This is a genomic window from Sphingobium sp. HWE2-09 (genome assembly GCF_035989265.1).
In the GTDB taxonomy this organism is placed as follows: Bacteria; Pseudomonadota; Alphaproteobacteria; order Sphingomonadales; family Sphingomonadaceae; genus Sphingobium.
Window position 1 is genome coordinate 660385 of the sequence record NZ_JAYKZX010000003.1, and the last position, 23349, is coordinate 683733.

Sequence of the window (23349 nt, forward strand, 5' to 3'; positions counted from 1 at the left end):
GCCTTACCCCGTGCGCCGCTTATGCGGTGGTGGCGCGCGACGATCAAGCGGATTTACGCGGCCAGCGCATCGGCCCCGTCCTGCGCGCGATCATGGGCGCGCCGGGCCGTCATGATGTCGCCGACATGGGTTTCGGCCCAACCGGTGATCTGGTCCAATATGCCGATCAGTCCGTCGGCAAGCGGGGTCAGCCGATATTCCACCGTGACCGGCACGGTGGGGAAGGCGGCGCGGCTGACCAGGCCGTCGCGCTCCAGGCTTTTCAACGTCTGCGACAGCATCTTCTGCGAAATCGCGCCGATCCGACGGCGCAGGTCGTTGAACCGCACCGGGCCATCCTTGAGGCAGAGCATCACCAGCACCGCCCATTTGTCGCCGATCCGGTCGAGCACATGGCGGGTCGGGCAATCGGGATTATAGGCGTCACCGACACGAAGGGGCAGGGCGGCGGTCATAGCTATGGTATCCTTGGCGTAACCAGGTGATGGCAAAGTGCCTTCTTGTCGGCATGATATCGCAATCGCTATCTGGTTTCCATCAGTAACCACCTATGGAGACGACATATGAAGGTAGCGATCATCGGCGGCACCGGCCGCGCGGGCAGGGAAATCAGCGCGGAACTGGCGCGGCGCGGGCATCAGGTTACGGCGATATCCCGCCATCCCGAAAATGCGGTCGATACTGATGGCGTCACGGCGGTCGCCGGGGATGTCGGGCATCCCGATGCGCTGATCGAGGCGATCAGCGGCCATGATGTGGTGGTAAGCGCGGTGATGTTCTCCGACACCGATCCGGCCGCATTGGTCGGCGTGGTGCGCGAGTCCGGCGTGCCGCGCTATCTGGTGGTCGGCGGCGCGGCCAGCCTGGAAGTCGCGCCCGGCGTGCCGCTCCTCACCACCCCGGATTTCCCCGACGCCTATAAGGCCGAAGCGACCAGGGGCGCAGCATTCCTCGACTATCTGCGCGGCGTGGACGACATCGATTGGACCTTCCTCTCGCCGTCGGCCTATTTCTTCGTCGGCGACCGAAAGGGCAGCTTCCGCCTGGGCAAGGACGAACTGCTGGTCGATACCGATGGCAACAGCAGCATTTCCTACGCCGACTATGCCATCGCGCTGGTCGACGAGATCGAGACGCCGCAGCATAGCCGCGCGCGGTTTACGGTGGGGTATTGAGGCCTAAACGGGCAATCACCCGGCGTCGTCACCCCGGCCTTGAGCCGGGGTCCCGCTACTTTTCACGCCTTGTAGGAAAAAAGCGGGATCCCGGGTCAAGCCCGGGATGACGTTGGGTGTAGAACGTGCGAGGTGTCTTACGCCGCCCCCTCAACCTTATCCTGCGTCTTGGTCGCGAAATCGCCTGCGTCGTGGCGCTCGTGCAGCTGCTCTTCCAACGGCCCGTTCACCTTGTTGACGATCCGCCCGCGCTTGACCGCAGGCCGCGCGTCGATGGCCTTGGCCCAACGCACGACATTGGTATAGCTCGCCGCGTCCAGAAATTCCGCCGCCTCATAGGCCCGGCCCAGCACGATGCCGCCATACCAGGGCCAGATCGCGATATCCGCGATCGTATAGTCCGCGCCCGCGATAAATTCATGATCCGCCAGCCGCCGGTCGAGCAGGTCCAACTGCCGCTTCACTTCCATCGTATAGCGGTTGATCGGATATTCGTATTTCTCCGGCGCATAGGCATAGAAATGGCCGAAGCCGCCGCCCAGCAACGGCCCGGCGCCCATCTGCCAGAACAGCCAGTTCAGCGTCTCGGTCCGGCCTGCCGGGTCGGTCGGCAGGAACTTGCCGAATTTTTCGGCCAGATAGAGCAGGATCGACCCGGATTCGAACACCCGCTGCGGCGGGGAGACGCTATGGTCCAGCAACGCGGGGATTTTGCTGTTGGGATTGATGGCGACGAAATCGCTGCCGAACTGATCGCCGTCACCAATCTTGATCAGCCAGGCGTCATAGTCCGCTCCGGTCACGCCCGCTTCCAGCAATTCCTCCAACAGGATCGTCACCTTCTGCCCATTGGGCGTGGCGAGCGAATAAAGCTGCAGCGGATGCTCGCCGACCGGCAGCGTCTTGTCATGCGTCGCGCCTGCGATCGGCCGGTTGATGCTGGCGAACGGGCCGCCATTTTCCTTGTCCCAGGTCCAGACTTTGGGCGGGGTATAGCTGTCGGTCATGCGCTGGCTCCATCATGCGAAATCCTGCCGCAGGTAGGAAGCGGCACGGCGGCCCGCAACCAAGCCTCGCTCAACGACCGATGATTATTTCGCATCAGTCCGCACCACGAGCACACTGACCGGCGACTGATGCACGATCGCCGACGCATTGGAGCCGAGCAAGCGGGAGGAGAGGGAGGGCTGGTGCGATCCGATGACGATCAGGTCGGCCTTGCGCTGCTCCGCTTCGGTAATCACCTCGTCCCGCACGCGTCCGCGCCGGGTGAATATCTGCGTGCGGTCCGGGTCCAGTCCCGCCTCGATCGCCCAGGCCTGCATATGCGACAGCGCATCCTGCTCCTCCTGCTCGTCGAAATCGATCACCAGCAATTCGGAATAGCGGGTCGGCAGATAATAGCGGACATGCAGGATATGGACGGTGCCATCCGGCCCGGCCGTCTGCGCGGCACCTGCAATCGCGGCGCGCGCCAAGTCCGGAGCGTTCACATCGACGGCGGCTATGACGTTGGTGTAGGGCATCCTCGTCTCCTTTTTGGCTTATGTCCCTACAACCGGCAGCGCGCGCAGCAGGCGCGGCTGTCATCAAAGATTCCCGAACGGACATGTAAGACGGGCCAGCCGCAATATCCGCGCAACCCATCGCGGCGCGGATGACGATGACATCGCGGCGGCCTATGTCCGGCGCGCGCCATCGACATGGCGAAACGCGTGGAAAATTTTTCCGCTCCCCGACCTTGACCCGCGGAATGATTTTTCCATATGGATGCCGCTAGCACTCTTGATCAGTGAGTGCTAACAACGACAAGTTCATCGGGAGACGGACAGACGAGCAGGCTTTTGTGGGGGAGATCGTTCCTCACCTTGCGCGTCGACCCCTCCCAAAATGTTAGGGAAAGGCACTCAAACATGGCATTTCGTCCGTTGCACGACCGTGTTCTCGTCCGCCGCATCGAAGCGGAAGCGAAGACCGCTGGCGGCATCATCATCCCCGACACCGCCAAGGAAAAGCCGCAGGAAGGCGAAATCGTCTCCGTCGGCACCGGCAGCAAGGCCGAAGACGGCAAGGTCACGCCGCTCGACGTGAAGGCTGGCGACCGCATCCTGTTCGGCAAATGGTCCGGCACCGAAGTCAAGGTCGACGGTGAAGACCTGCTCATCATGAAGGAATTGGACATTCTGGGCGTCGTCGCTTAAGAATTTCGCGTTCCCGATACCCTGTATTTGCAAGATAAAGGTTTTTGACCATGGCTGCAAAAGACGTAAAATTTTCCCGCGACGCCCGTGAGCGCATTACGCGCGGTGTCGATATCCTGGCCGACGCGGTCAAGGTGACCCTGGGGCCGAAGGGCCGCAACGTCGTCATCGACAAGAGCTTCGGCGCGCCCCGCATCACCAAGGACGGTGTTTCGGTCGCCAAGGAAATCGAACTGAAGGACAAGTTCGAGAATATGGGCGCCCAGATGGTGCGCGAAGTAGCCTCGAAGACCAACGACATCGCCGGTGACGGCACGACCACCGCGACCGTCCTGGCGCAGGCGATCGTGCGTGAAGGCATGAAGTCGGTTGCCGCTGGCATGAACCCGATGGATCTGAAGCGCGGCATCGATCTGGCCGTGATCAAGGTTGTCGAGGACATCAAGTCGCGTTCGAAGCCTGTCGCTGGCACCGCCGAAATCGCCCAGGTTGGCATCATCTCCGCCAACGGCGACCGTGAAGTCGGCGAAAAGATCGCCGAAGCCATGGAAAAGGTCGGCAAGGAAGGCGTCATCACCGTGGAAGAGGCCAAGGGTCTCGACTTCGAACTGGACGTCGTGGAAGGCATGCAGTTCGACCGCGGCTATCTGTCGCCCTACTTCATCACCAACCCGGAAAAGATGGCTGTCGAGCTGGCTGATCCGTATATCCTGATCCACGAAAAGAAGCTGTCGAACCTGCAGTCGATCCTGCCGATCCTCGAAGCTGTGGTTCAGTCGGGTCGTCCGCTGCTCATCATCGCGGAAGATATCGAAGGCGAAGCGCTGGCGACCCTGGTCGTCAACAAGCTGCGCGGTGGCCTCAAGGTCGCTGCGGTCAAGGCGCCTGGCTTCGGCGATCGTCGCAAGGCGATGCTGGAAGATATCGCTGTCCTGACCAAGGGCGAAGTGATCTCGGAAGACCTGGGCATCAAGCTCGAAAACGTCACCTTGGGCATGCTGGGCACCGCCAAGCGCGTCACCATCGACAAGGACAACACCGTCATCGTCGATGGCGCTGGCGACCATGACTCGATCAAGGGCCGTACCGAGCAGATCCGCGCACAGATCGAAGTCACGACTTCGGACTATGACAAGGAAAAGCTGCAGGAACGTCTGGCCAAGCTGGCTGGCGGCGTGGCCGTCATCAAGGTTGGCGGCGCGACGGAAGTCGAAGTCAAGGAGCGCAAGGATCGCGTCGACGACGCTCTCCACGCAACCCGCGCGGCTGTTGAAGAAGGCATCGTCCCCGGTGGTGGTACGGCGCTGCTGTACGCGACCAAGGCGCTGGCTGGCCTGACCGGCTTCAACGACGACCAGACGCGCGGCATCGACATCGTTCGCAAGTCGCTGACCTCGCTGGTGCGCCAGATCGCGCAGAATGCCGGTCATGACGGCGCCGTCGTGTCGGGCAAGCTGCTCGACCAGGACGACACCTCGTTCGGCTTCAACGCATCGACCGACGTGTATGAAAACCTCGTCACCGCTGGCGTGATCGACCCCACCAAGGTCGTTCGCACCGCGCTGCAGAACGCCGCTTCGGTGGCCGGCCTGCTGATCACCACCGAAGCCACCGTCGCCGAACTTCCGGCCGACGACAAGGCACCGATGGGTGGCGGCATGCCCGGCGGCATGGGCGGCATGGGCGGCATGGACTTCTAAGTCCGACGCTTTTTCGCGAAAAATCAGGGCCGGTGGAGCGATCCACCGGCCCTTTTTTGCGTCCGCGCTTTCTTGCGCCCGTTCCGCTTGGCATGATGCGCTCTCTCTTCGGGAGGACGCATGGCACCCCTGTTCATCATCACCGCGCTGCTGTTGCCCACTGCCGCCGCCGCAACGGCCAATTCCGCGCGCCCCTATTTCCCGCCGCAGACGGCGACGCACCGCTGCCAATATGGTGACAAGTCGCACGACGTTCCGCTGGTTAACGAAGGCGCTGTTACGGCTGGCCGGACTGGATGGCGAAGAAATCTACTAAGCCGTAGCGCTCACGACCATCATCGGCACGTCTGCCCGCACTTCGAAACCCAGCGTCCGATACAGCGCGATCGTGCGCTCATGGGCGGCATAGGCGTGCAGGAAGGGCACATCGCCCCGATCCAAAATCGCCTGAGCGACGATCCGCATCAGCGCCCCGGCCAGCCCGCGCCCGCGCCAGTCGGGATGGGTGCACACGCCGCTGACTTCGGTAAAGCCGGGCAGGCGCATCCGCTCTCCCGCCATCGCGACCAGCCTGCCGCCGTCCCGCACCCCGATGAAACGCCCCAGCCGTGCCGTATGCGACCTGAAAGGGCCGGGCTGGGTCAATAGCGCCAGTTCCAGCATATCGCCATGGTCGACCTCATCCAGCACCACCCAGTCGGGCGGCGCGATCGTGGCAGGCGTCAGAACGGCCGCGACCATTTGCGCCAGCATCGCGGTGCGCGCTACGCTCAGCCCCGGCGGCGGGCTAAGGGCGTCGGGGCCAAGCAACCAAAGCTCGTCACCGGGTGGCACAAGCGCGGCGAATTTCTGCCGCTGACCACCGCTGCCATCCGCCGTCGCGCCGAACGGGCCATAGCGCGGATCGATCCGCAATGCCCCGCCATCGCCTTGCGCAAGATGGGACCAGCCATGGGTCAGGCTATGCCAGATCGGATGGTCGAGCGGATAGATGATACATATCCCCAATTTTGAGCCGGTACGCTCCGGCGATGTCCAACGATATGGCCCAAGACGATACTGGAGCAAGGGCGGAAAAGACCAAGACCGGCATCGCCAATCACCCGTTTACCAAATGGCAATGCGGATCACCGATAAGGCTGGAGACGTGTCACGCCCGCTCCACTTTCTGCGCGGAAATCTGCGCGGGCGCTTTTCGCCCCATACCCAGCAAAGCGCTGAGGTAAAGGACAGTCTTGTCAAAGCGCTCTACGCCTCGCCTGCCTCGCTGCTCAGCGGCGCGGTGTCGGGCGGATCGCTGGGGCTGGTGGTCGCCTATTATGCGCAACTGACCCCCATCACCGTCATTTCCGCCCTGATCCTGATCGTGGGCATCAGCCGGTCGATATCGGCCGTCTATTTCCAGCGGCAACTCGCCCATGTCGATAAGCCCGCCAGCCCGATCTGGGGCGCGGCCTATGAACTGGGCGCCTGGGCCTATGCCGCGCTGCTTGGGCTGCACGCGCTGGCGACGCTGACGATGACCAATACGGCCAGCCTTCATGTGCTGAGCATCGGCATGGTGGCCTCCTATGCGGGGGGCATTTCGGGCCGCAATGCCGGGCGCGTCCATGTCGCCATCGGCCAGACCTGCTTCTCGCTGCTGCCGACCTCCGTCGGCCTGATCATGGCGGGCGGCCTTGGCTATACCGTGCTGGGCGTGCTGTGCTTCCTGATGATCTTTGCCATGGCGGAAATCACCAAGACGACTCATCGGATCGTGTTGGAAGCGCTGCTGGCGAAGAATGAAAAGGCGATGCTGGCGCAGAAGTTCGAGCGGCTGGCCCGCTTCGACAGCCTGACCGGCGTCGAAAACCGCATGGCGATGCAGATGCGGCTGCACGATTTGTTCGAACAGCGCACGTCCGACTATGAACCGATGGCGATCCTATGGATGGACCTTGATCGGTTCAAGGAAATCAACGATTCGCTCGGCCATATCGTGGGCGATCAGTTGCTGTGCCAGGTGGCGGAACGGCTCACCAGCGCGACCGATGGCAGGGGGCATGTCGCGCGCTTCGGTGGCGACGAATTCATCATCATCTGCCCCCATGGCGATCATGTCGTGGCCGAAGCGGTCGCGTCCGACGTGATGCGCGAATTTTCCAGCCCGTTCGAGGTCAGCGGCTATTCGCTCAGCGTGACCGCATCTATGGGCATGGCGGTGGCGCCCGCCGATGGGCGCGACGGCGATGAATTGCTGCAACATGCCGACGTCGCGCTCTATCAGGCCAAGCATAATGGGCGGAACCGCCACAGCCGCTTCAACTGGTCGATGAAGGAACGGCAGAACCGCATCTACGAACTGGAAATGGGGCTGCGTTCCGCCGTGGCGAATGGCGATCTGCGCCTGCATTACCAGCCGATCTTCAACACGCAGACCGGGCGGATCGTCATCTGCGAAGCGCTGATGCGCTGGACCCATCCGCAACTTGGCCCGATTTCTCCGGCGGAATTCATTCCGATCGCGGAAAGCAGTTCGCTGATCGAACCGATCACCACCTGGGCGTTGGAACGCGCCTGTCAGGACGCCATGGCCTGGGACGACGATGTGCGCGTCGCCGTCAACATATCGCCCGCGCTCATCAAGAGCGACGGACTGTCCCGCGCGGTGATGGGCGCTCTGCTCAAGGCGGGGATGCGCGCACGCCGCCTGGAACTGGAAGTTACCGAATTGACTTTTCTGGAAGATGACGGTCATACCCATCTGATCCTGGCCGAACTGCGGCGCATCGGCCTGCGGCTGGCGCTGGACGATTTCGGCACCGGCTATTCATCGCTCGGATCGCTGCGGACCCATGCGTTCGATACGATCAAGGTCGACCAGAGCTTCATGCGCGGCGTCGGCGAAAATCCGCGCGACCGCGCCATCGCGCAATCGGTCGCCTTCCTCGCCCATTCGTTGGATGTCGAAACCGTGGCGGAAGGGATCGAGACGGAAGAACAGTTGCGCTATGCCCGCGAAGTCGGTTTCACCAACGTGCAGGGTTTCGTGCTGGCCAAGCCGATGCCCGCCGACGCCCTGCTGGAACTGATGGCGCAGATGCAGGTCGGCGATCAGGACATGGTCGGCCTGATCGAACAGCGGCGCCTCGCCTGAAGCGCCGCTGCTGCAGTAGGGTTTAGCGCGTCAGGCGCGTCTGCGCGGATGCCAGCCGCCGCATCATCCGCATATCCTTCAAATCGATCTTCAGCGCCGATGCGGCCCAATTTTCTACGATATCCTTCAACTCGTCATATTCCAGCGGATCGACCCGGCGGCCGGCCTGGAACACGCCGACATGGCCCGAATGATGCGGGCGCGACGCGCTGATATAATCGCGTACCGCCGCTTCACCCTCGCCATCCTCGACCAGCTTGTGGACGATGCCCAGGTCGAACATCTCCTCCGCCGTATAGACCTTGCCTGACAGGATCATCCGCTCGGCCGTCAACCGGCCCAGCTTGCGCGCCAGGATCGAATAGGCGCCCATGCCGGGGAACAGGCCGAACAGCATTTCGGGCAGGCCAAAACGGGCGCTGCGTTCGGCGATGACGATGTCGAAGCACAGCAGTGCCTCGAACCCGCCGCCCAGCGCGTCACCCTGCGCCAGCGCGATCGACACCACCGGCATGTCGCCGTTGCGCCAGGTGCGGTGGACGACATCGATGCAGGCATGGCCGTAATCCACCAGGCCCGGCAGGTCGCCCCGTTCGATGCAACCGGCGAATAGTTCCAGGTCGCCGCCCAGGTTGAACACGCCAGGAAAGCGCGATCCCGCCACCAGATATTTGATCGGCAGTTGCCCGGCATCGAACAGCCGCTTCGCCTCGACATACCAGGTTTTGACGTCGCGCAGCATGGTCAGCGAGAAATTCGGCCGTTCATTGGGCGTCATCATCGCCCAGAGCGTGTCCATCGGGGCGTCCCAATGCACGTCGATCTGGCCCAGGTCGAACATGGTCGACCGGGCGGTCGCCTGCGCCTCTTCGGTTGCATTGCTGTCAAAAGCCATATTGTCGGTGTCGGAAAAATGCTCGTCCGACGCCGTTTCCAGCCCATGATCTTTCGAATTAAACCGTCCTGAATCAATCATCTGCGACCCCGTTTTCTTATGTAGAATGAAAAGATCAGGCTGGGCAGCAGGATGCAATGAACGGGCGATCCATTGACAGCGCGTTAACCATTTTTCGTTCCAACTGTTGCAACAAGGTCGCCCCTAAATCCGCCATTTCGCCCTTTATGTGGCGCTAAAACCACAACATCTTTGTTGAACGATCGTATGATTGCGGTAGCAGGGCTTTATTAACCCTCATTAATTATGTCGGTCGGCATGAACGATCCGCGCCGCCACTCGCCTTGCGTCACTCTGGCCCTGCACGATGCGCAGGGCGCGCCATGGCCGCTGCGCCTGTCGGCTGACTGCCTGCGCTTCATCGGTCCCTATCGCCGGGTCGAGGGCTTCCATATCGATGCGCTGGCGCTGTTCGACGGCGTCCGCAACGCCGGTTGATCGCCGTCCGGCGGCACATCCTTGTGCGCGCGCCGCTTCGCCCGTAGAGCGCGGCCATGACCAAGCCTCGTTTTTCCTTCGCGATTCATGCCACCGACGGCAAGGCGCGGACCGGCACCATACAGATGCGTCGCGGCGATATCCGCACGCCCGCCTTCATGCCCGTGGGCACCGCCGCGACCGTCAAGGCGATGCGCCCGGCCGAAGTGCGCGCGACCGGCGCGGACATCATACTGGGCAACACCTATCATCTGATGCTGCGTCCCGGTGCCGAACGGATGGCGCGATTGGGCGGGTTGCATGGCTTCATGGCCTGGGACCGGCCGATCCTGACCGACAGCGGCGGCTATCAGGTGATGAGCCTGTCGGCGCTCACCAAGATGAGCGAGGAGGGGGTCGCCTTCTCCAGCCATATCGATGGGTCCAAACATATGCTGACCCCGGAACGCTCGATGGAAATCCAGCGGCTGCTGGATAGCGACATCGTCATGGCGTTCGACGAATGCACCAAAAATGGTTGCACCCATGATGAGGCGGCAAAGTCCATGGAGCGATCCATGCGCTGGGCCAAGCGATCGCGCGACGGGTTCGACGCGGGCGGCGACCATGCGGAACGCGCCGCGCTGTTCGGCATCCAGCAGGGGTCGCTGGACGAAGGACTACGCCGGGTGTCGGCGGAAAAGCTGATCGAGGTCGGCTTCGACGGCTATGCTGTGGGGGGGCTGGCCGTGGGGGAGGGGCAGGAGGCGATGTTCGCCACCCTGGATTTCGCGCCCGACATGCTGCCGCAGGACAAGCCGCGCTACCTGATGGGCGTGGGCAAGCCCGACGACATCGTCGGCGCGGTGGAGCGCGGAATCGACATGTTCGATTGCGTGCTGCCGACGCGGTCGGGCCGCAACGGACAGGCCTTCACCTGGGCCGGGCCGCTCAACATCCGCAATGCCAAGTTCAATGAGGATCAGGGACCGATCGACCCGCGCTGCGGCTGCCCGGTGTGCGCGACCTGGAGCCGCGCCTATCTGCACCATCTGGTCAAGGCTGGCGAAATGCTGGGCGCGATGCTCATGACCCAGCATAATATCCATTTCTATCAGGAACTGATGCAGGGGCTGCGCGACAATATCGCAGCGGGCACGTTGGCCCGCTTTACCGCCGATTTCCGCCGCGACTATCAGCGGGTCTGACGCCCGGAATAGTCCGTCAGGGAATGACGGTAATCACGATCGCATAGCTGCCCGTCTCGCCATCATAGTCGAGCGGCGCGCGCAGCTGGCGCGACAGGCCGGTCAGCACCCGGCCATAGCGTTCGTCCAGATGGCCGGTCATGTCGGGCGACGCCCGCAAGCCCGGTGACCGGACCAGCAAACGCGCCCGATCGTCGCGATCGGGTTCCAGCTGCACCGATATCTGCATCGTCGCCTGCGGCGCCAGCATCATCGCCAGTTCGACCAGTTCGGTTAGCAGGAAGGCGATCGGCACCGCCACATCCTGGCTGATGTGCAGATTGTCACTGTCGATCTGAATGGCGAAGCGGCGCGCGTCGCTTGGCGCGGTGCCGCGCAGGCTGGCCGACAATTCGCTGATCAGCGGACGCACGCCGACGCCGCGATTTTCTTCCAGCTCGGCAAAATGATTGCGATGCACCACCGACAAGGCATCGACCCGCCGCTGGATAGAGGCATAGGCCTCCACCGCTTCGGGATTATGCGCGGACCGGGCATGGAGGTTGATCAGGCTGGCGATGATCTGCAGGTTGTTCTTCACCCGATGATGCACTTCGCGCGTCAATTTGCGCTGCGTTTCCAGGCTCTCGGATATCTCCGCCTCGTGCGTCGCCACATCCTTGCTGATTTCGTGGAACGTGTCGGCCAGCGCCACGATCTCCAGCGCAGGGGTGCGTACCCGCTGCATCGGTTGCAGTACTTCGCCCGGCTGATAATCCGCCACCACCCGGCGCAACAGCACCAGCGGGCGGATCAGCACGCGGTTGACCACGAACCAGCCGATCGCGGCGGCCGCGAACCACATGACCAGCGGCAGGAACAGCGATAGCGACCGCGCCAGCGTCGCGGGCGGCTCCCGCACCGTCATCGTCAGCAATATGTCGGGCGGATCGAGCCGGGCGGACAGGCTGTTGATGTTGCCGATCGCATGGCCCGGACGGCTGACGATCAATTGCCTGTCGCCCTGGCGCAGGCTTAGCTGCCGGTTCTGCAGGGCCGTCGCCGGATCGGCGATGCTTTCGAGATGCGCGCGGGAATAATAGGCCAGCGCGACCAGCCGCCCGTTGCCACTGCGCACCCGACTGACCAGATGGGTCGGCAGCAACTGCGCGATCGGGCGATCGAAACGGTCCGCCGTCGCGATACCGGCCGGTTCGGGCTGGCTGGAACTGCAGATCCGCTGTCCGGCGCGGTCATAGATGTAGAAATGCCCGCCTTCGGCATCCTGCGCCGTCAGGAAGAAGCCCAGCCGTTTGCACATGCCCTGATCGGCTACATTATTGGCCATCGCATTGACGACCAGTTCCATCGCCGTGCGATCGGACTGCAGATCGGCCGTCAGCTTGCGTGCGCTCTGCGTCACTGCGACGCGCAGCAATGCTTCCTTTTCGATGTCGGCAGTGCGGATGGCCTGGAGCGACGCGACCAGCGCAATCAGCCCCAACGGCAAAAGCGCCAGGGTGAGGATGAGAAACATCTTCACGCCGGTCGAGCGGAAAAATTGCAGCAACGGCTCTGCAGCGGAGCGGGCTGCCGGAGGAAGGCTGCCCCCCTGTGTCACGACATCAGCCCAGCTTGCTTAGCAGATCCAGCATTTCGGACGGAATATCCTCGTCCACGGCGCGTTGATAGACGGTACGCAGCGCCTGGGACACATGCGCGTCTTCTTTGCCAGCGGTGGGCTGGCGCTTGCGCTGGGCAGCGGTGCCCTTCGCCTGTGCGTTCCGGGTTACGACGTCGGCATCCTTTTCATCATCGGCCACGCCCCGCTCCGTCGTTGAAGACACCAAAATCAGCCCCTCTAAAGCAATTTTCGCCAAGTCTGCCCGCCCGTTTCGCGGGTTTGCGCCATGACGTCAATTCGCGCAACCGTGCCATCCATGGGAAAATCACGATATCGTCTAAAAAACCATCTGGATGCGAAACAAATTCCCCAGTTGATGGTTCCGCCCCTCGAAGCATTTTTTACATCGCGTCGATTTACGCGGTGAAGGGGCGGCGGGGGGTTGTCATCACGACAGGGACATTCCATCCTTCCACCATGTTCCCATGCTTCGGGACAATGTCGCCCCGACGGGCAGGGAGAAGATTTTACGATGTCGCTTGGACAGCAACTACACCCCCATCTTCCGTTCCTGCGGCGTTATGCCCGGGCGTTGACGGGCAGCCAGAATCATGGCGACGCTTATGTACGTGCCGCGCTGGAAGCGATCGTCGCCGCGCCGGAAGAATTTCCCAGCGACGTCGATCCGCGCCTGGGCCTGTACAAGACGTTCCAGGCCATCTGGTCGTCCACCCATCTGGAAGATGTGCCATTGAGCGGCGGTGGCCGGGAAGCGATCGCCCAGGCGCGCTTGGCCCAGCTGACGCCATTGCCGCGCCAGGCGCTGCTGCTGACCGCGCTGGAAGGCTTCACCGTCGATGACGTCGCCTATCTGATCGATCTGGAAAGCAGCGACGTCGAAGCGCTGGTGGAAGAAGCGCTGAGCGAGATCGAAGCGCAGACCCGTGCGAAGGTGCTGATTATCGAGGATGAGCCGATCATCGCGATGGACATCGAAACCATCGTGCGTGACCTCGGCCATGACGTGACGGCAATCGCCGTGACCGCCGAAGACGCGGTGCGCGAAGCGCTTGCCGATCGTCCCGGCCTGGTCCTGGCCGACATCCAACTGGCCGACGACAGCAGCGGCATCGATGCGGTGAAGGATATCCTGGCCGAATTTTCGGTGCCGGTCATCTTCATCACCGCCTTCCCCGAACGCCTGCTCACCGGCGAACGGCCCGAACCGACCTTCCTTATTACCAAGCCGTTTCAACGCTCTACGGTCAAGGCGGCGATTTCGCAGGCGCTGTTCTTCGACGAAGCCACCGCGCCAGCCTGACGATCCGAACCAGAAAGTCACGGAACCCCGATCGATACGCTGCGTTAATGATGCGTAACGATCGGGAGACGCGCTGTGGTCGGTCATGAAGAGCATATTGCCACGGACGACGCGCGTGCAGGCTCCACACCCCATGTGGTGCGTTACGTGCTCGGCATTTCATTGGCCTTGGCGATCATCGCCATGCTGCTGGTGATCTGGCGATAGAAAAGTTGGCCTTTGGCTTTGATCGGTTTAGGGTACGGATAGGCATATGGCTTTGATGACGTCGGTTCATGCGGCGAGTGCAGTTTCCAGCACGGGGGTTGGTCCGATGGACGACGATGACGTTGGCGAGATCAACGGGATCGAGGAGCGTGCGACGCTTTCCGATTCAGACTTCAAGCGCGAACTGGCAGCCGTCATTCCGCACCTGCGCGCCTTTGGTCGCTCCCTGTCCGGCAACCGCGATCTGGCGGACGACTTGGTGCAGGAAACTCTGCTCAAGGCATGGGCTGCGCGGAACCGTTTTCAGGCGGGCACCAACATGCGCGCCTGGACCTTCATCATCCTGCGCAACCATTATCTCTCGCAGATGCGCCGTTCACGCTTCCGCGGCGATTGGGACGATCTGACCGCGGACCGTATCCTGGCCGCACCGGCGGGTCAGGACAAGCATGTCGAGCTGTCCGACATGCAACGCGCGCTGCTGCAATTGCCGCAGCCCCAGCGTGAAGCGCTGATCCTGGTCGGCGCGGGTGGTTTCGCCTATGAAGAAGCCGCCGAGATTTGCGGCGTCGCCGTCGGCACGATCAAGAGCCGCGTGGCGCGCGGTCGCGCCGCGCTGGAGCAGATCCTGGAAAGCGGCGACCTGCCATCGCGTCGCACGCAGGAAACGACCGACACCGCCGTGCTCGATGAGATCATGGAAGATGTCGATCGCCTCAGCCGTGGGCGGACCGTGGACGACAGCCAGAAATAAGCCGTCGCACAGCAACGGAACGTTCCACCGGTCCGGCCCGTTGATGGCGGATGAGGATGATCAATCATGAGTAACGGCCATAAGGGTCGGGACGAACGGTGCGGCGATTCCGGATCGCTCGCCGATCGTCCACGCAGCGGCGGCATAGTGTTCGCGCTGGTTGCGCTTGCACTCATCCTCGCCATCGGTTTTTTCTACATGACCAGCGAACGCCGCGCCGATCGGGCTGCCGATAAGGTGACGAAGGCTGCGGGCACCGTGGACGACGCCGCGCGCGTCGTGAGCGAAGCCGCGAAGAATGCGGCCGACAGGCTGCGCGAAGGGCATTGATCCGCACTCTTCGCGCGCTCCCTCGTCGCATCATTAAGTGGCGGGCTGATTTTAAGCACCAACTTGCCTGATCGGCATCGGCAAACGCGGCCTGCCCTAACGTCCATCCGGCAAATCGCCCTGTAATTTCCCCACGATTCAGCATTTCTTTGCCATTGTCAGGCAGGGTACGCGCACTGTCGGATTATCTTACATCCCGTTGTAAGGCGGTCCGGCTCCGTAAAGGCGCGCCAACCCGGCGGTCAGCAGGATATGCGTAACGATGATCAGGCTGTTCAAACATTATGTGCCGCATGCGGTGCTGCTGCTCGGACTGCTCGATTTCGCTTTATTGCTCTGCGCGGCCGAAGGCGGTTGGATATTGCGCGCGCGCCAGATCGGCATGGATGTCGACCATGTGATGACGCGGATCGGGCCGCTGCTCAGCTTCGCCATCGCGATCCAGACCGGCATGATCGCCGTCGGCGTCTATGGCGTCGAAGCGTTGCAATCCATCCGCTTCGCCTTCGCGCGGCTGCTCGTCGCAGTGTCGCTGGGCGTCATCTTCCTGTCGGTCCTCTATTTCCTGATGCCCGGCATGACGCTGTGGCGCTCCAACTCGCTCTACGCCATGGGGCTGGCGATGGGCCTGCTGGTGGTCGTGCGCCTCCTGCTCGGTTCCATGCTGGGCGGGGAAGCGTTCAAGCGGCGGCTGGTGGTGCTGGGCGCAGGCAATCGCGCCAACCGCATCAAGGAACTGGAGCAGAAGCGCGGCGCGGGCTTCTTAGTCGTGGGCTTCATCGCCATGAACGACGGGCCGCAGGTCATCCCCGAAGCGATCAACCGCGACGCCGTCTTCAACCTCTCCGACTTCGTCGTGCGCCTCAACGCCAGCGAAGTGGTGCTGGCGCTGGAGGAACGGCGCAACGCCATCCCCATGTCGGACCTGCTACGCATCAAGACCACCGGCGTCCATGTGAACGACCTGTCCAGCTTTCTGGAACGTGAAACCGGCCGCGTCGATCTTGCCAGCGTCAATCCCAGCTGGCTCATCTTCTCCGACGGTTTTTCCGCCGGTCGCCGCCTGTCCAGCATCGCCAAGCGACTGTTCGACATCGTCGCCAGCTCCATCCTGCTGGCGCTGACCGGTCCCATCATCCTGATCGCCGCAATCCTGGTGAAGATGGACAGCAAAGGACCGGCTTTCTATCGCCAGCAACGCGTCGGCCTGTTCGGCCAGGAATTCTGGATCGTGAAGCTGCGCACCATGCGGCTGGACGCGGAAGTCAACGGCCAGGCGGTCTGGGCAGAAAAAGACGATCCGCGCATCACCCGCCTGGGCTATTGGCTGCGCAAGCTGCGCATCGACGAATTGCCGCAGACCTGGACGGTACTGAAGGGCGAGATGAGCTTCGTCGGCCCGCGCCCCGAACGCCGCCAGTTCGTCGAGGATCTGGAACAGCATCTGCGCTATTATGCCGAGCGGCATATGGTGAAACCCGGCATCACCGGCTGGGCGCAGATCAACTATCCTTACGGCGCGTCGATCGAGGATAGTCGGCACAAGCTGGAATATGATCTTTATTACGCCAAAAATTACACGCCCTTCCTGGACCTGCTGATCCTGATCCAGACGCTGCGGGTCGTGCTTTGGCCCGACGGCGCGCGCTGAGGCGATAGCGGGCATGGGCGCGCTCCTTCTCTTCGTTGGCGACTGGGGCCATGCGCTCGCCGCGGTGCTGTTCGCGGCGCTGGGCATCTTCCTGCTCCGCCGCCGCGACGACGCGCCCGAACCGCGCCTGCTCGCCGCCGCCTTGCTGCTCACTTCCTGCTGGGCGCTTTATGTCTCCTTCGGCGGCGTGTCGAAACCGCTGTCGGGCATCGGCGAAAGCATCCGCAACGCCGCCTGGCTGCTGGCGATGTTCGTCATGCTGCGGCGTGGGCCGGTCAGCCGCGCTGGCCCGACCGTGGCGATCAGCGCGGTCTATGCCGCCGTCGCGGGGTTGATCCTGCTCCAGACCTTCACCGACCTCATCTGGCGCCAACTCTCGCCGATGAGCGACCTGCACAAGGCGCTCGTCACCTGTTCGCTGATCCTGCGGATGATGACCGCGATCGGCAGCCTTTTGCTGGTCCATCATCTCTACACCGCCTGGCCCTCACGGGAGCGGGGCGGGGTGGCGCTGCTGCTGGGATCGCTGGCGGCGATGTGGACCTATGATCTCAATCTCTACGCCATCTGCTGGTTCGCGCCGCATCGGGTGGACGAACTCTACGCCCTGCGTGGCCTGCTGATGGCGCTGGTCGCCCCGGTGATCGCGGTGGGTATGCGAAAGGGCATGGCGGGCCGCCTGCAACTCTCGCGCGCCATCACCTTTCAGTCGCTTTCGATCGTCGCGGTCGGCCTCTATGTCGCCGTATTGACCGCCGCCGCCGTGCTGATCGAACTGATCGCCGGGCCTTATGCGCGGGTTGTGGAGATCGGTGCAGTCTTCTTCACCGCCGTCACCGCCCTGGTTCTGCTGCCCTCGCCGCAGGTGCGCGCGCTGTGGAAGGTGCAGGTCGCCAAGCATTTCTTCCAGCATCGCTACGATTATCGCACCGAATGGATGCGTTTCGGCGACACGATCGGCCGCCCCGGAGACGACGCCGCGCCGCTCGGGCAACGCGTGGCGAAGGCGGTGGCCGACATCACCGATTCGCCCGGTGCCATGCTGCTGCTGCGTGACGATCATGGCGCGCTGGCCTATGAAACGCACTGGAACTGGGCCGCTGATCTGGGCGATGCCGGACCTGTGCCGCCCGCCACCGTCCTGCAACTGGAAAAGAGCGGCTGGATCGTGGATATCGCCCGCTTGCAGGCTGGCGATCGCCCGTTGGCGCTGCCCGACTGGATGGTGCAGGACCGCCTCGCCTGGGCGCTGGTGCCGCTGATCCATTATGGCCGCCTGATCGGCGCGCTGCTGCTGGCCCGCCCGCCCATCGACCGGCGGCTGGACTGGGAGGATTTCGACATGCTGCGCGCCGCCGGGCGGCAGGCGGCGACCCATATCAGCGAAGCGCAGGGGCAGCAGGCGCTGGACGACGCGCAACGGTTCGAGGAATTCAACCGCCGCTTTGCCTTCATCATCCATGACGTCAAGAATTTGGTCAGCCAGCTGTCGCTGCTCTCCCGCAATGCGGAGCGGCATGCCGACAACCCCGATTTCCGCGCCGACATGGTCCTGACGCTCAAGGAATTGGTGGGCAAGATGAACGACATGCTCGCCCGCCTGTCGCAACATAATAAGGGCAGGGCGGAAGAGCCGCGCCCCGTCGCGCTGATCGATCTGTTGCACCAAGTCGCCCGCACTCGCGCGCGCAATCACCCCATCCATGTCGATGGCGACGCGCCGCTCGCCTTGGCCGATCCCGCGCGCGTCGAACAGATCGTCACCCACCTGCTGCAAAATGCGATCGACGCCAGCGCCCCCGACAGCCCGGTCGAGCTACGCCTGTCCACCGATGGCGGCGAAGCGCTGGTCGCGGTGATCGACCGGGGCAGGGGCATGAGCGCGGAATATATCCGCCGCGACCTGTTCAAACCCTTTTCCTCCAGCAAGGCGGCGGGCTTTGGCCTGGGCGCATTCGAAGCCCGCACTTTGGCGCAGGCCATGGGCGGGCGCATCGACGTGGATAGCAAGCCCGGCGCGGGCAGCCGCTTCACCCTGCGCCTGCCGCTCGCACCCCAGACAGACAGACAGGAAAAGGCCGCCTGATGAGCGACACCCGCCCCAAATTGCTGATTGTGGAGGATGATCCGGGCCTGCAGCGCCAATTGCGCTGGGCCTATGAGGATTATCAGCTGTTCATCGCGGGCGACCGGCAGGAAGCGATCGAGATGCTGCGCGCGGAAACGCCTGACGTGGTGACGCTGGACCTGGGCCTGCCGCCAGACCCGGATGGCACCAGCGAAGGCTTCGCCACCCTGGCGGAGATGCTCAAGATCAAGCCAGACACGAAGATCATCGTCGCATCCGGCCATGGCGCGCGCGAAAGCGCATTGGATGCCATCGCCGGCGGCGCTTACGACTTCTACCAGAAGCCAGTCGATATCGACGAACTGGGTCTGATCGTCCGCCGTGCCTTCCACGTCCATGCGCTGGAGCGGGAAAATGCCCGGCTCGCCGACACCGCGCCCGAAGATGGCCGGGTGCTGGGCCGCTTGATATCCGGCGCGCCTGAAATGATGAAGGTCGCCCGCACGATCGAGCGCGTGGCCGCCGCGCAAGTCTCCGTCCTGCTGCTCGGCGCCAGCGGCACCGGCAAGGAATTGCTCGCGCAGGGGCTGCATGACGCCAGCCCCCGCCGGGGCGGGGCGTTCGTCGCCATCAACTGCGCGGCGATCCCGGAAACCCTGCTCGAATCCGAATTGTTCGGCCATGAAAAGGGCGCGTTCACCGGCGCGATCAAAACGACGCCCGGCAAGATTGAACAGGCGCAGGGCGGCACGCTCTTCCTGGACGAAGTCGGCGACATCCCGCTGCCTCTCCAGGTCAAATTGCTGCGCTTCCTCCAGGAACGGGTGATCGAACGGATCGGCGGACGCCAGCCGATCGCCGTGGACACGCGCATCGTCTGCGCCACCCATCAGAATCTGGAACAGATGATCGCGGCGGGCAGCTTCCGCGAAGACCTTTACTACCGCCTCGCCGAAATCGTCATTCGCATCCCCACGCTGAAGGATCGCCCCGGCGACCCGGCGCTGCTGGCCCGCCATTTCCTCACCCGCTTCGCGCGGGACATGAACCCGCAGGTCAAGGGGCTGGCTCCCGATGCGTTGGCCGCGCTCGACGCCTGGGGCTGGCCCGGCAATGTGCGCGAACTGGAAAACCGCATGAAGCGCGCGATCATCATGGCCGATGGCAAGCTGATCACCGCCGCCGACCTTGACCTGGACCACGAACGGGCCGAAGGCGGCGAGTTGGTGAACCTGAAGGCCGCGCGCGAAATGGCCGACCGCCGCGCCATCCGCCGCGCCATCGCGCGTACCGACGGTAATATCTCCGGTGCAGCCAAGATGCTGGGGATCAGCCGCCCGACGCTCTACGATCTGCTCAAACAATATCAGATGCAGGGTTGATCGCGATGCGCCGGTCCCGCCTGTTCGCCCTGGTCGGCGTTCTCCTGCTGCTGCTTGCCGCGGTCGGCTTCTGGCAATGGCGCGCGCATGAACGCGACGGCAGCGCCGCCCTGACGCGCGGTCTGGCCGCGCTTGATCGGGGCGACGCGCGCACCGCGCGGGTCGAATTGATGAACGCGATCAAGGGCAGCCCGCGCTCCGCCGTCGCCCATGCCGCGCAGGGGCAGGCGCTTGCTCAACTGGGCGATGGCGCAGGCGCGCAGAAAGCGATCGAACGCGCCCGCGCTTTGGGCATCGATCCGGCGGACACTCGCGCCGTCATGGCGCAGGCGTTGTTCCTGCAAGGCGATCTGGATGGCGCGCTACGGGAAGCCCGCGCGCGCGACCTGCCGTCCGCATCGGCCGTGGCGGCCGCGCAGGTCATCGCCCGCGCGGCGATGGCGCAAGGCGACATGACCGCTGCCCGCGCGGCATTGGAGCGCGCGCTCGCCATCGCCCCGCGCGATCCCGACACATGGGTCGATCTTGGCCGCTATCGGCTGGCCTCCGGCGATCAGGCCGGGGCGATCGGCGCGGCCGACCGCGCGGTCGCGCTTGCGCCCGCCAGTGCCAAGGCGCTGACCCTGCGCGGCGAACTGACCCGCGCCCAATATGGCCTCACCGCATCGCTCCCCTGGTTCGAACGCGCGCTGGCGGCGGAGCCGGACTCGGTCCCCACGCTCGAAGCCTATGCCGCGACATTGGCCGACGCCGGACAGGCCAGCCGGATGCTCAGCCTCACCCGCCGCCTGCTGGCGCTCGATCCCTCCAATCCGCGCGCCTGGATCATGCAGGCGGTGATGGCGGCGCGGGCAGGGCAGGGCGACCTCGCGCGCACGCTACTCGACCGCACCCAGGGGCGGCTGGATAATGAACCGGCCACCCGGCTGCTGCGCGGCGTGCTCCAGTTGCAGGACGGCAATCCCGTGCTCGCCGCCGAAGCGCTCGCCCCGCTGGTGCAGGCGCAGCCCGACAATCGCACCGCGCGCACGCTGCTGGCGCGGGCCTTCTATAATGTTGGCGACTTCGCGTCCGCCGCCTCCACGCTGGCACCCATGGTCGCGCAGCGCGATGCCGATCCCTATGTGCTGACGCTCGCCGCCCGCGCCCAGGAGTCGCTCGGCGACCGCGCGATGGCGGACGACATGCTGACGCGCGCCGCCTGGCCGATACGCGCAGCGGCGGACCCCTTCGCCAGCCCCGGCGACGACGCCATCGCCAATGGCCCGGCCCCAGCCAACGCCGCAACCGCGCGCGACAATATCCCCTATATCCGCGCCTTGCTCAGCAGCGGGCGCAATGCCGACGCGGTGGCCCGCGCGCGCCTGCTCAGCCGCGCCAACCCCGGCGCGCCTGCCGCCTGGCTGATCCTGGGTGACGCGCTCGACAGCGACGGCGCGCCGCAGGATGCCGCCCGCGCCTATGAAGCGGCCGCCAATATCCGCTTCGATCGCGATGCCGCGCTGCGCCTGGCCGCCGCTTGGGGCAAGGCAGGCGACGCCGCGCGCGCCGCGCAGGTGGTGCAATTATTCCTCACGCAAAACCCCAACGATATCGAAGCACAGCGTCTGGCCGCCGGTATTGCCGCGCAAGCGCAGGACTGGCGCGGCGCGCTACGCCTGTTGCGCGCGGTGCAGGCGCAGGTCGGCGACAATGACGCCCTGTTGATGGCGGACCTCGCCCGCGCTTCGCTCGAAACCGGCGACCGCACTGCCGCCCGCGCCTACGCCGCCCATGCCTATCGCCTGATGCCCGCCAATCCCCTGACCGCCGACATGTTCGGCTGGGTGCTGATGAAGACGGGAGAAAAGGGACCGGTTGCTGTCGACCTGCTGGAAAAAGCCGTCGCATTGGCCCCGAATGTCCCGGCACTACACATGCATCTGGGGCAAGCCTATGCGGCGGCGGGGCGCAAGGACGACGCGAAACTGGCGCTGGGCCGCGCGGCGGCCGTGCCGGGCTTTGCCGGTCGAAAGGAAGCGCTCGACACCTTGGCCGCCCTGTAACGCACGCCGTGTTCCCGCGCAGGCGGGAAGCCAGTCCCGCCGTTTCAACTGGGTTCCCGCCTGCGCGGGAAAACGGCTGGTTTGCAATCCTGACTCGATGATATCATCACATGGCACGTGTTCTCACGCAGGCGGGAACCCAGTTCAGAGCAGCCGTCCGAACCAACCCTTACTGCAACACACTCAGCCCAAAAATACTCAAACCTTCACCAGATCCAGATCGTCCAGCCTGATCCCCAGCCGCTTGATCTGTGCGGCGACCGGCGGCCACACGCTGTCCATGAAGCGTTCCCGCTCCGCGTCGCGCAATCGCCGCGTCGCGCCATCGGCGACGAACATGCCGACGCCGCGCTTCACCACGACCAGACTGTCATCCTGGAAACTCTGATAGGCTTTGGCGACGGTCAAGGGATTGGCCCCCTGCGTCGCGGCAAAGGCGCGGACCGAAGGCAGCATGTCGCCGTCCCTATAGTCGCCATCCAATATGGACGCGGCGATAATCTCACGCAGGCGGAGGTAAACGGGTTTGGAGTCTTCAGCCATAGTGCATCAGTGCCATAATACAGCCACGCGCGTCAAGTCCAGATATTACGTTTGTGTATTTTTCCGCGCAACTATCTATCCCAATTGGATACGATAGCGTCATAATCCGGCCGCGGTCGCTCCTCTTGGGCCTTGCCCGGCGTGCCGATGAACACGAACCCCGCGATCGTCTGTCCCTCATCGCCGAAAGCGTCTCGAACATCCGCATTATAGGTCGGCCATCCGGTCAGCCAACCGCCCGCAAAACCCAGCGCATGGGTGGCATGCAGCATATTCATAATCGCCGCGCCGACCGAAAGTTCCTGTTCCCACACCGGGATCTTGCTACCTGCGACCGGCGCGGACAGGGCGACCACCAAAGTCGGCGCCTGGTGCGCGAACTGGTGCATCGCCTCGATCTCCAGCCGCCCGGCGTCCGGCTTCTCCTTGCGATAGGCCGCCTCCAGCAAGTCCGCGAGCGCCGCGCGCTTTGCCTGCGGCACGGTCACGAACCGCCACGGCGCTAGCTTGCCATGATCAGGCGTGCGCAGCGCCACCTCCAATATCTGGCGCAATTGCGCGTCGTCCGGGCCGGGCGCGATCAGGTCGCGGGGCTTACCGGAACGGCGTGTCTGGAGCAGGGCGAGCGGGGAGGAGAGATCGTTGAACAT

Annotated in this window: 23 protein-coding genes; 14 read left to right on the plus strand and 9 right to left on the minus strand. The window is 63.9% G+C overall.

The window, feature by feature from the left end; all coding sequences use genetic code 11:
* Positions 1 to 53 precede the first annotated feature (53 nt).
* The gene (locus tag U5A89_RS08685) at positions 54 to 455 is read right to left on the minus strand and encodes a winged helix-turn-helix transcriptional regulator (RefSeq protein ID WP_338160767.1); all 402 of its coding nucleotides are present in this window, start codon (positions 453 to 455) and stop codon (positions 54 to 56) included.
* 108 nt (positions 456 to 563) lie between these two features.
* On the opposite strand from U5A89_RS08685, the gene U5A89_RS08690 reads away from it, so the two are divergent.
* Entirely contained in the window at positions 564 to 1175 is a 612-nt protein-coding gene (locus U5A89_RS08690) for an NAD(P)-dependent oxidoreductase (protein WP_338160768.1), read from the plus strand.
* Between the two features lie 137 nt (positions 1176 to 1312).
* On the opposite strand, the gene yghU is transcribed toward U5A89_RS08690, so the two are convergent.
* Together yghU and U5A89_RS08700 are read right to left on the minus strand one after the other, a co-directional pair.
* On the minus strand, positions 1313 to 2182 hold the full coding sequence (yghU, locus tag U5A89_RS08695; RefSeq protein WP_338160769.1) for a glutathione-dependent disulfide-bond oxidoreductase: 870 nt from the start codon (positions 2180 to 2182) through the stop codon (positions 1313 to 1315).
* Positions 2183 to 2266: 84 nt separating this feature from the next.
* Positions 2267 to 2701 carry a universal stress protein gene (locus U5A89_RS08700; RefSeq protein WP_338160770.1) on the minus strand — a complete coding sequence of 145 codons (435 nt, stop codon included), beginning with the start codon at positions 2699 to 2701 and terminating at the stop codon, positions 2267 to 2269.
* A 387-nt stretch (positions 2702 to 3088) separates the two neighbouring features.
* Between U5A89_RS08700 and groES the strand changes: the two genes are divergently transcribed.
* Positions 3089 to 3376: a co-chaperone GroES gene (gene groES, locus U5A89_RS08705; RefSeq protein ID WP_338160771.1), complete on the plus strand. Its 288-nt coding sequence runs from the start codon at positions 3089 to 3091 to the stop codon at positions 3374 to 3376.
* A gap of 50 nt (positions 3377 to 3426) precedes the next feature.
* Positions 3427 to 5076 (plus strand): chaperonin GroEL, encoded by a 1650-nt coding sequence (groL, locus tag U5A89_RS08710; RefSeq protein WP_338160772.1) that lies wholly within the window; start codon positions 3427 to 3429, stop codon positions 5074 to 5076.
* 312 nt (positions 5077 to 5388) lie between these two features.
* Here the strand turns inward: groL and U5A89_RS08715 are convergent, their stop codons facing one another.
* Positions 5389 to 6069: a GNAT family N-acetyltransferase gene (locus U5A89_RS08715; protein ID WP_338162987.1), complete on the minus strand. Its 681-nt coding sequence runs from the start codon at positions 6067 to 6069 to the stop codon at positions 5389 to 5391.
* Between the two features lie 127 nt (positions 6070 to 6196).
* Here U5A89_RS08715 and U5A89_RS08720 point away from each other — a divergent pair, with 127 nt between their 5' ends.
* Positions 6197 to 8215 (plus strand): putative bifunctional diguanylate cyclase/phosphodiesterase, encoded by a 2019-nt coding sequence (locus tag U5A89_RS08720; RefSeq protein ID WP_338160773.1) that lies wholly within the window; start codon positions 6197 to 6199, stop codon positions 8213 to 8215.
* A 22-nt stretch (positions 8216 to 8237) separates the two neighbouring features.
* Here U5A89_RS08720 and U5A89_RS08725 read toward each other — a convergent pair whose 3' ends face one another.
* Entirely contained in the window at positions 8238 to 9110 is an 873-nt protein-coding gene (locus U5A89_RS08725; RefSeq protein ID WP_445190694.1) for a crotonase/enoyl-CoA hydratase family protein, read from the minus strand.
* Between the two features lie 306 nt (positions 9111 to 9416).
* On the opposite strand from U5A89_RS08725, the gene U5A89_RS08730 reads away from it, so the two are divergent.
* Both U5A89_RS08730 and tgt read left to right on the plus strand, forming a co-directional pair.
* A complete protein-coding gene (locus U5A89_RS08730; protein ID WP_445190637.1) occupies positions 9417 to 9608 on the plus strand; it encodes a hypothetical protein in 192 nt (63 codons plus the stop codon).
* Positions 9609 to 9664: 56 nt separating this feature from the next.
* The gene (gene tgt, locus U5A89_RS08735) at positions 9665 to 10795 is read left to right on the plus strand and encodes a tRNA guanosine(34) transglycosylase Tgt (protein ID WP_338160775.1); all 1131 of its coding nucleotides are present in this window, start codon (positions 9665 to 9667) and stop codon (positions 10793 to 10795) included.
* Positions 10796 to 10811: 16 nt separating this feature from the next.
* Here the strand turns inward: tgt and U5A89_RS08740 are convergent, their stop codons facing one another.
* A complete protein-coding gene (locus tag U5A89_RS08740) occupies positions 10812 to 12311 on the minus strand; it encodes a sensor histidine kinase (RefSeq protein ID WP_338162989.1) in 1500 nt (499 codons plus the stop codon).
* An 88-nt stretch (positions 12312 to 12399) separates the two neighbouring features.
* Positions 12400 to 12597 carry a NepR family anti-sigma factor gene (locus tag U5A89_RS08745; RefSeq protein ID WP_338160776.1) on the minus strand — a complete coding sequence of 66 codons (198 nt, stop codon included), beginning with the start codon at positions 12595 to 12597 and terminating at the stop codon, positions 12400 to 12402.
* A gap of 333 nt (positions 12598 to 12930) precedes the next feature.
* Here U5A89_RS08745 and U5A89_RS08750 point away from each other — a divergent pair, with 333 nt between their 5' ends.
* From U5A89_RS08750 to U5A89_RS08785, 8 genes are all read left to right on the plus strand, one after another.
* Positions 12931 to 13719: a response regulator gene (locus tag U5A89_RS08750; RefSeq protein ID WP_338160777.1), complete on the plus strand. Its 789-nt coding sequence runs from the start codon at positions 12931 to 12933 to the stop codon at positions 13717 to 13719.
* Positions 13720 to 13794: 75 nt separating this feature from the next.
* Positions 13795 to 13926, plus strand: a complete 132-nt coding sequence (locus U5A89_RS08755; RefSeq protein ID WP_338160778.1) for a hypothetical protein — start codon at positions 13795 to 13797, stop codon at positions 13924 to 13926.
* 106 nt (positions 13927 to 14032) lie between these two features.
* Positions 14033 to 14680, plus strand: coding sequence for a sigma-70 family RNA polymerase sigma factor (locus tag U5A89_RS08760; protein ID WP_338160779.1), 648 nt, complete (start codon positions 14033 to 14035; stop codon positions 14678 to 14680).
* A 66-nt stretch (positions 14681 to 14746) separates the two neighbouring features.
* The gene (locus U5A89_RS08765; protein WP_338160780.1) at positions 14747 to 15010 is read left to right on the plus strand and encodes a hypothetical protein; all 264 of its coding nucleotides are present in this window, start codon (positions 14747 to 14749) and stop codon (positions 15008 to 15010) included.
* Positions 15011 to 15272: 262 nt separating this feature from the next.
* Entirely contained in the window at positions 15273 to 16661 is a 1389-nt protein-coding gene (locus tag U5A89_RS08770; protein ID WP_338160781.1) for a TIGR03013 family XrtA/PEP-CTERM system glycosyltransferase, read from the plus strand.
* Between the two features lie 13 nt (positions 16662 to 16674).
* Complete coding sequence (gene prsK, locus U5A89_RS08775) at positions 16675 to 18747, plus strand: XrtA/PEP-CTERM system histidine kinase PrsK (RefSeq protein ID WP_338160782.1); 2073 nt, start codon at positions 16675 to 16677, stop codon at positions 18745 to 18747.
* Positions 18747 to 20111, plus strand: coding sequence for a PEP-CTERM-box response regulator transcription factor (gene prsR, locus U5A89_RS08780; protein WP_338160783.1), 1365 nt, complete (start codon positions 18747 to 18749; stop codon positions 20109 to 20111). Before prsK ends, prsR begins: the two co-directional genes overlap by 1 nt.
* 5 nt (positions 20112 to 20116) lie before the next feature.
* On the plus strand, positions 20117 to 22156 hold the full coding sequence (locus U5A89_RS08785) for a tetratricopeptide repeat protein (RefSeq protein WP_338160784.1): 2040 nt from the start codon (positions 20117 to 20119) through the stop codon (positions 22154 to 22156).
* Positions 22157 to 22354: 198 nt separating this feature from the next.
* On the opposite strand, the gene U5A89_RS08790 is transcribed toward U5A89_RS08785, so the two are convergent.
* A complete protein-coding gene (locus U5A89_RS08790) occupies positions 22355 to 22699 on the minus strand; it encodes a GntR family transcriptional regulator (protein WP_338160785.1) in 345 nt (114 codons plus the stop codon).
* A gap of 71 nt (positions 22700 to 22770) precedes the next feature.
* Complete coding sequence (locus U5A89_RS08795; protein ID WP_338160786.1) at positions 22771 to 23349, minus strand: nitroreductase family protein; 579 nt, start codon at positions 23347 to 23349, stop codon at positions 22771 to 22773.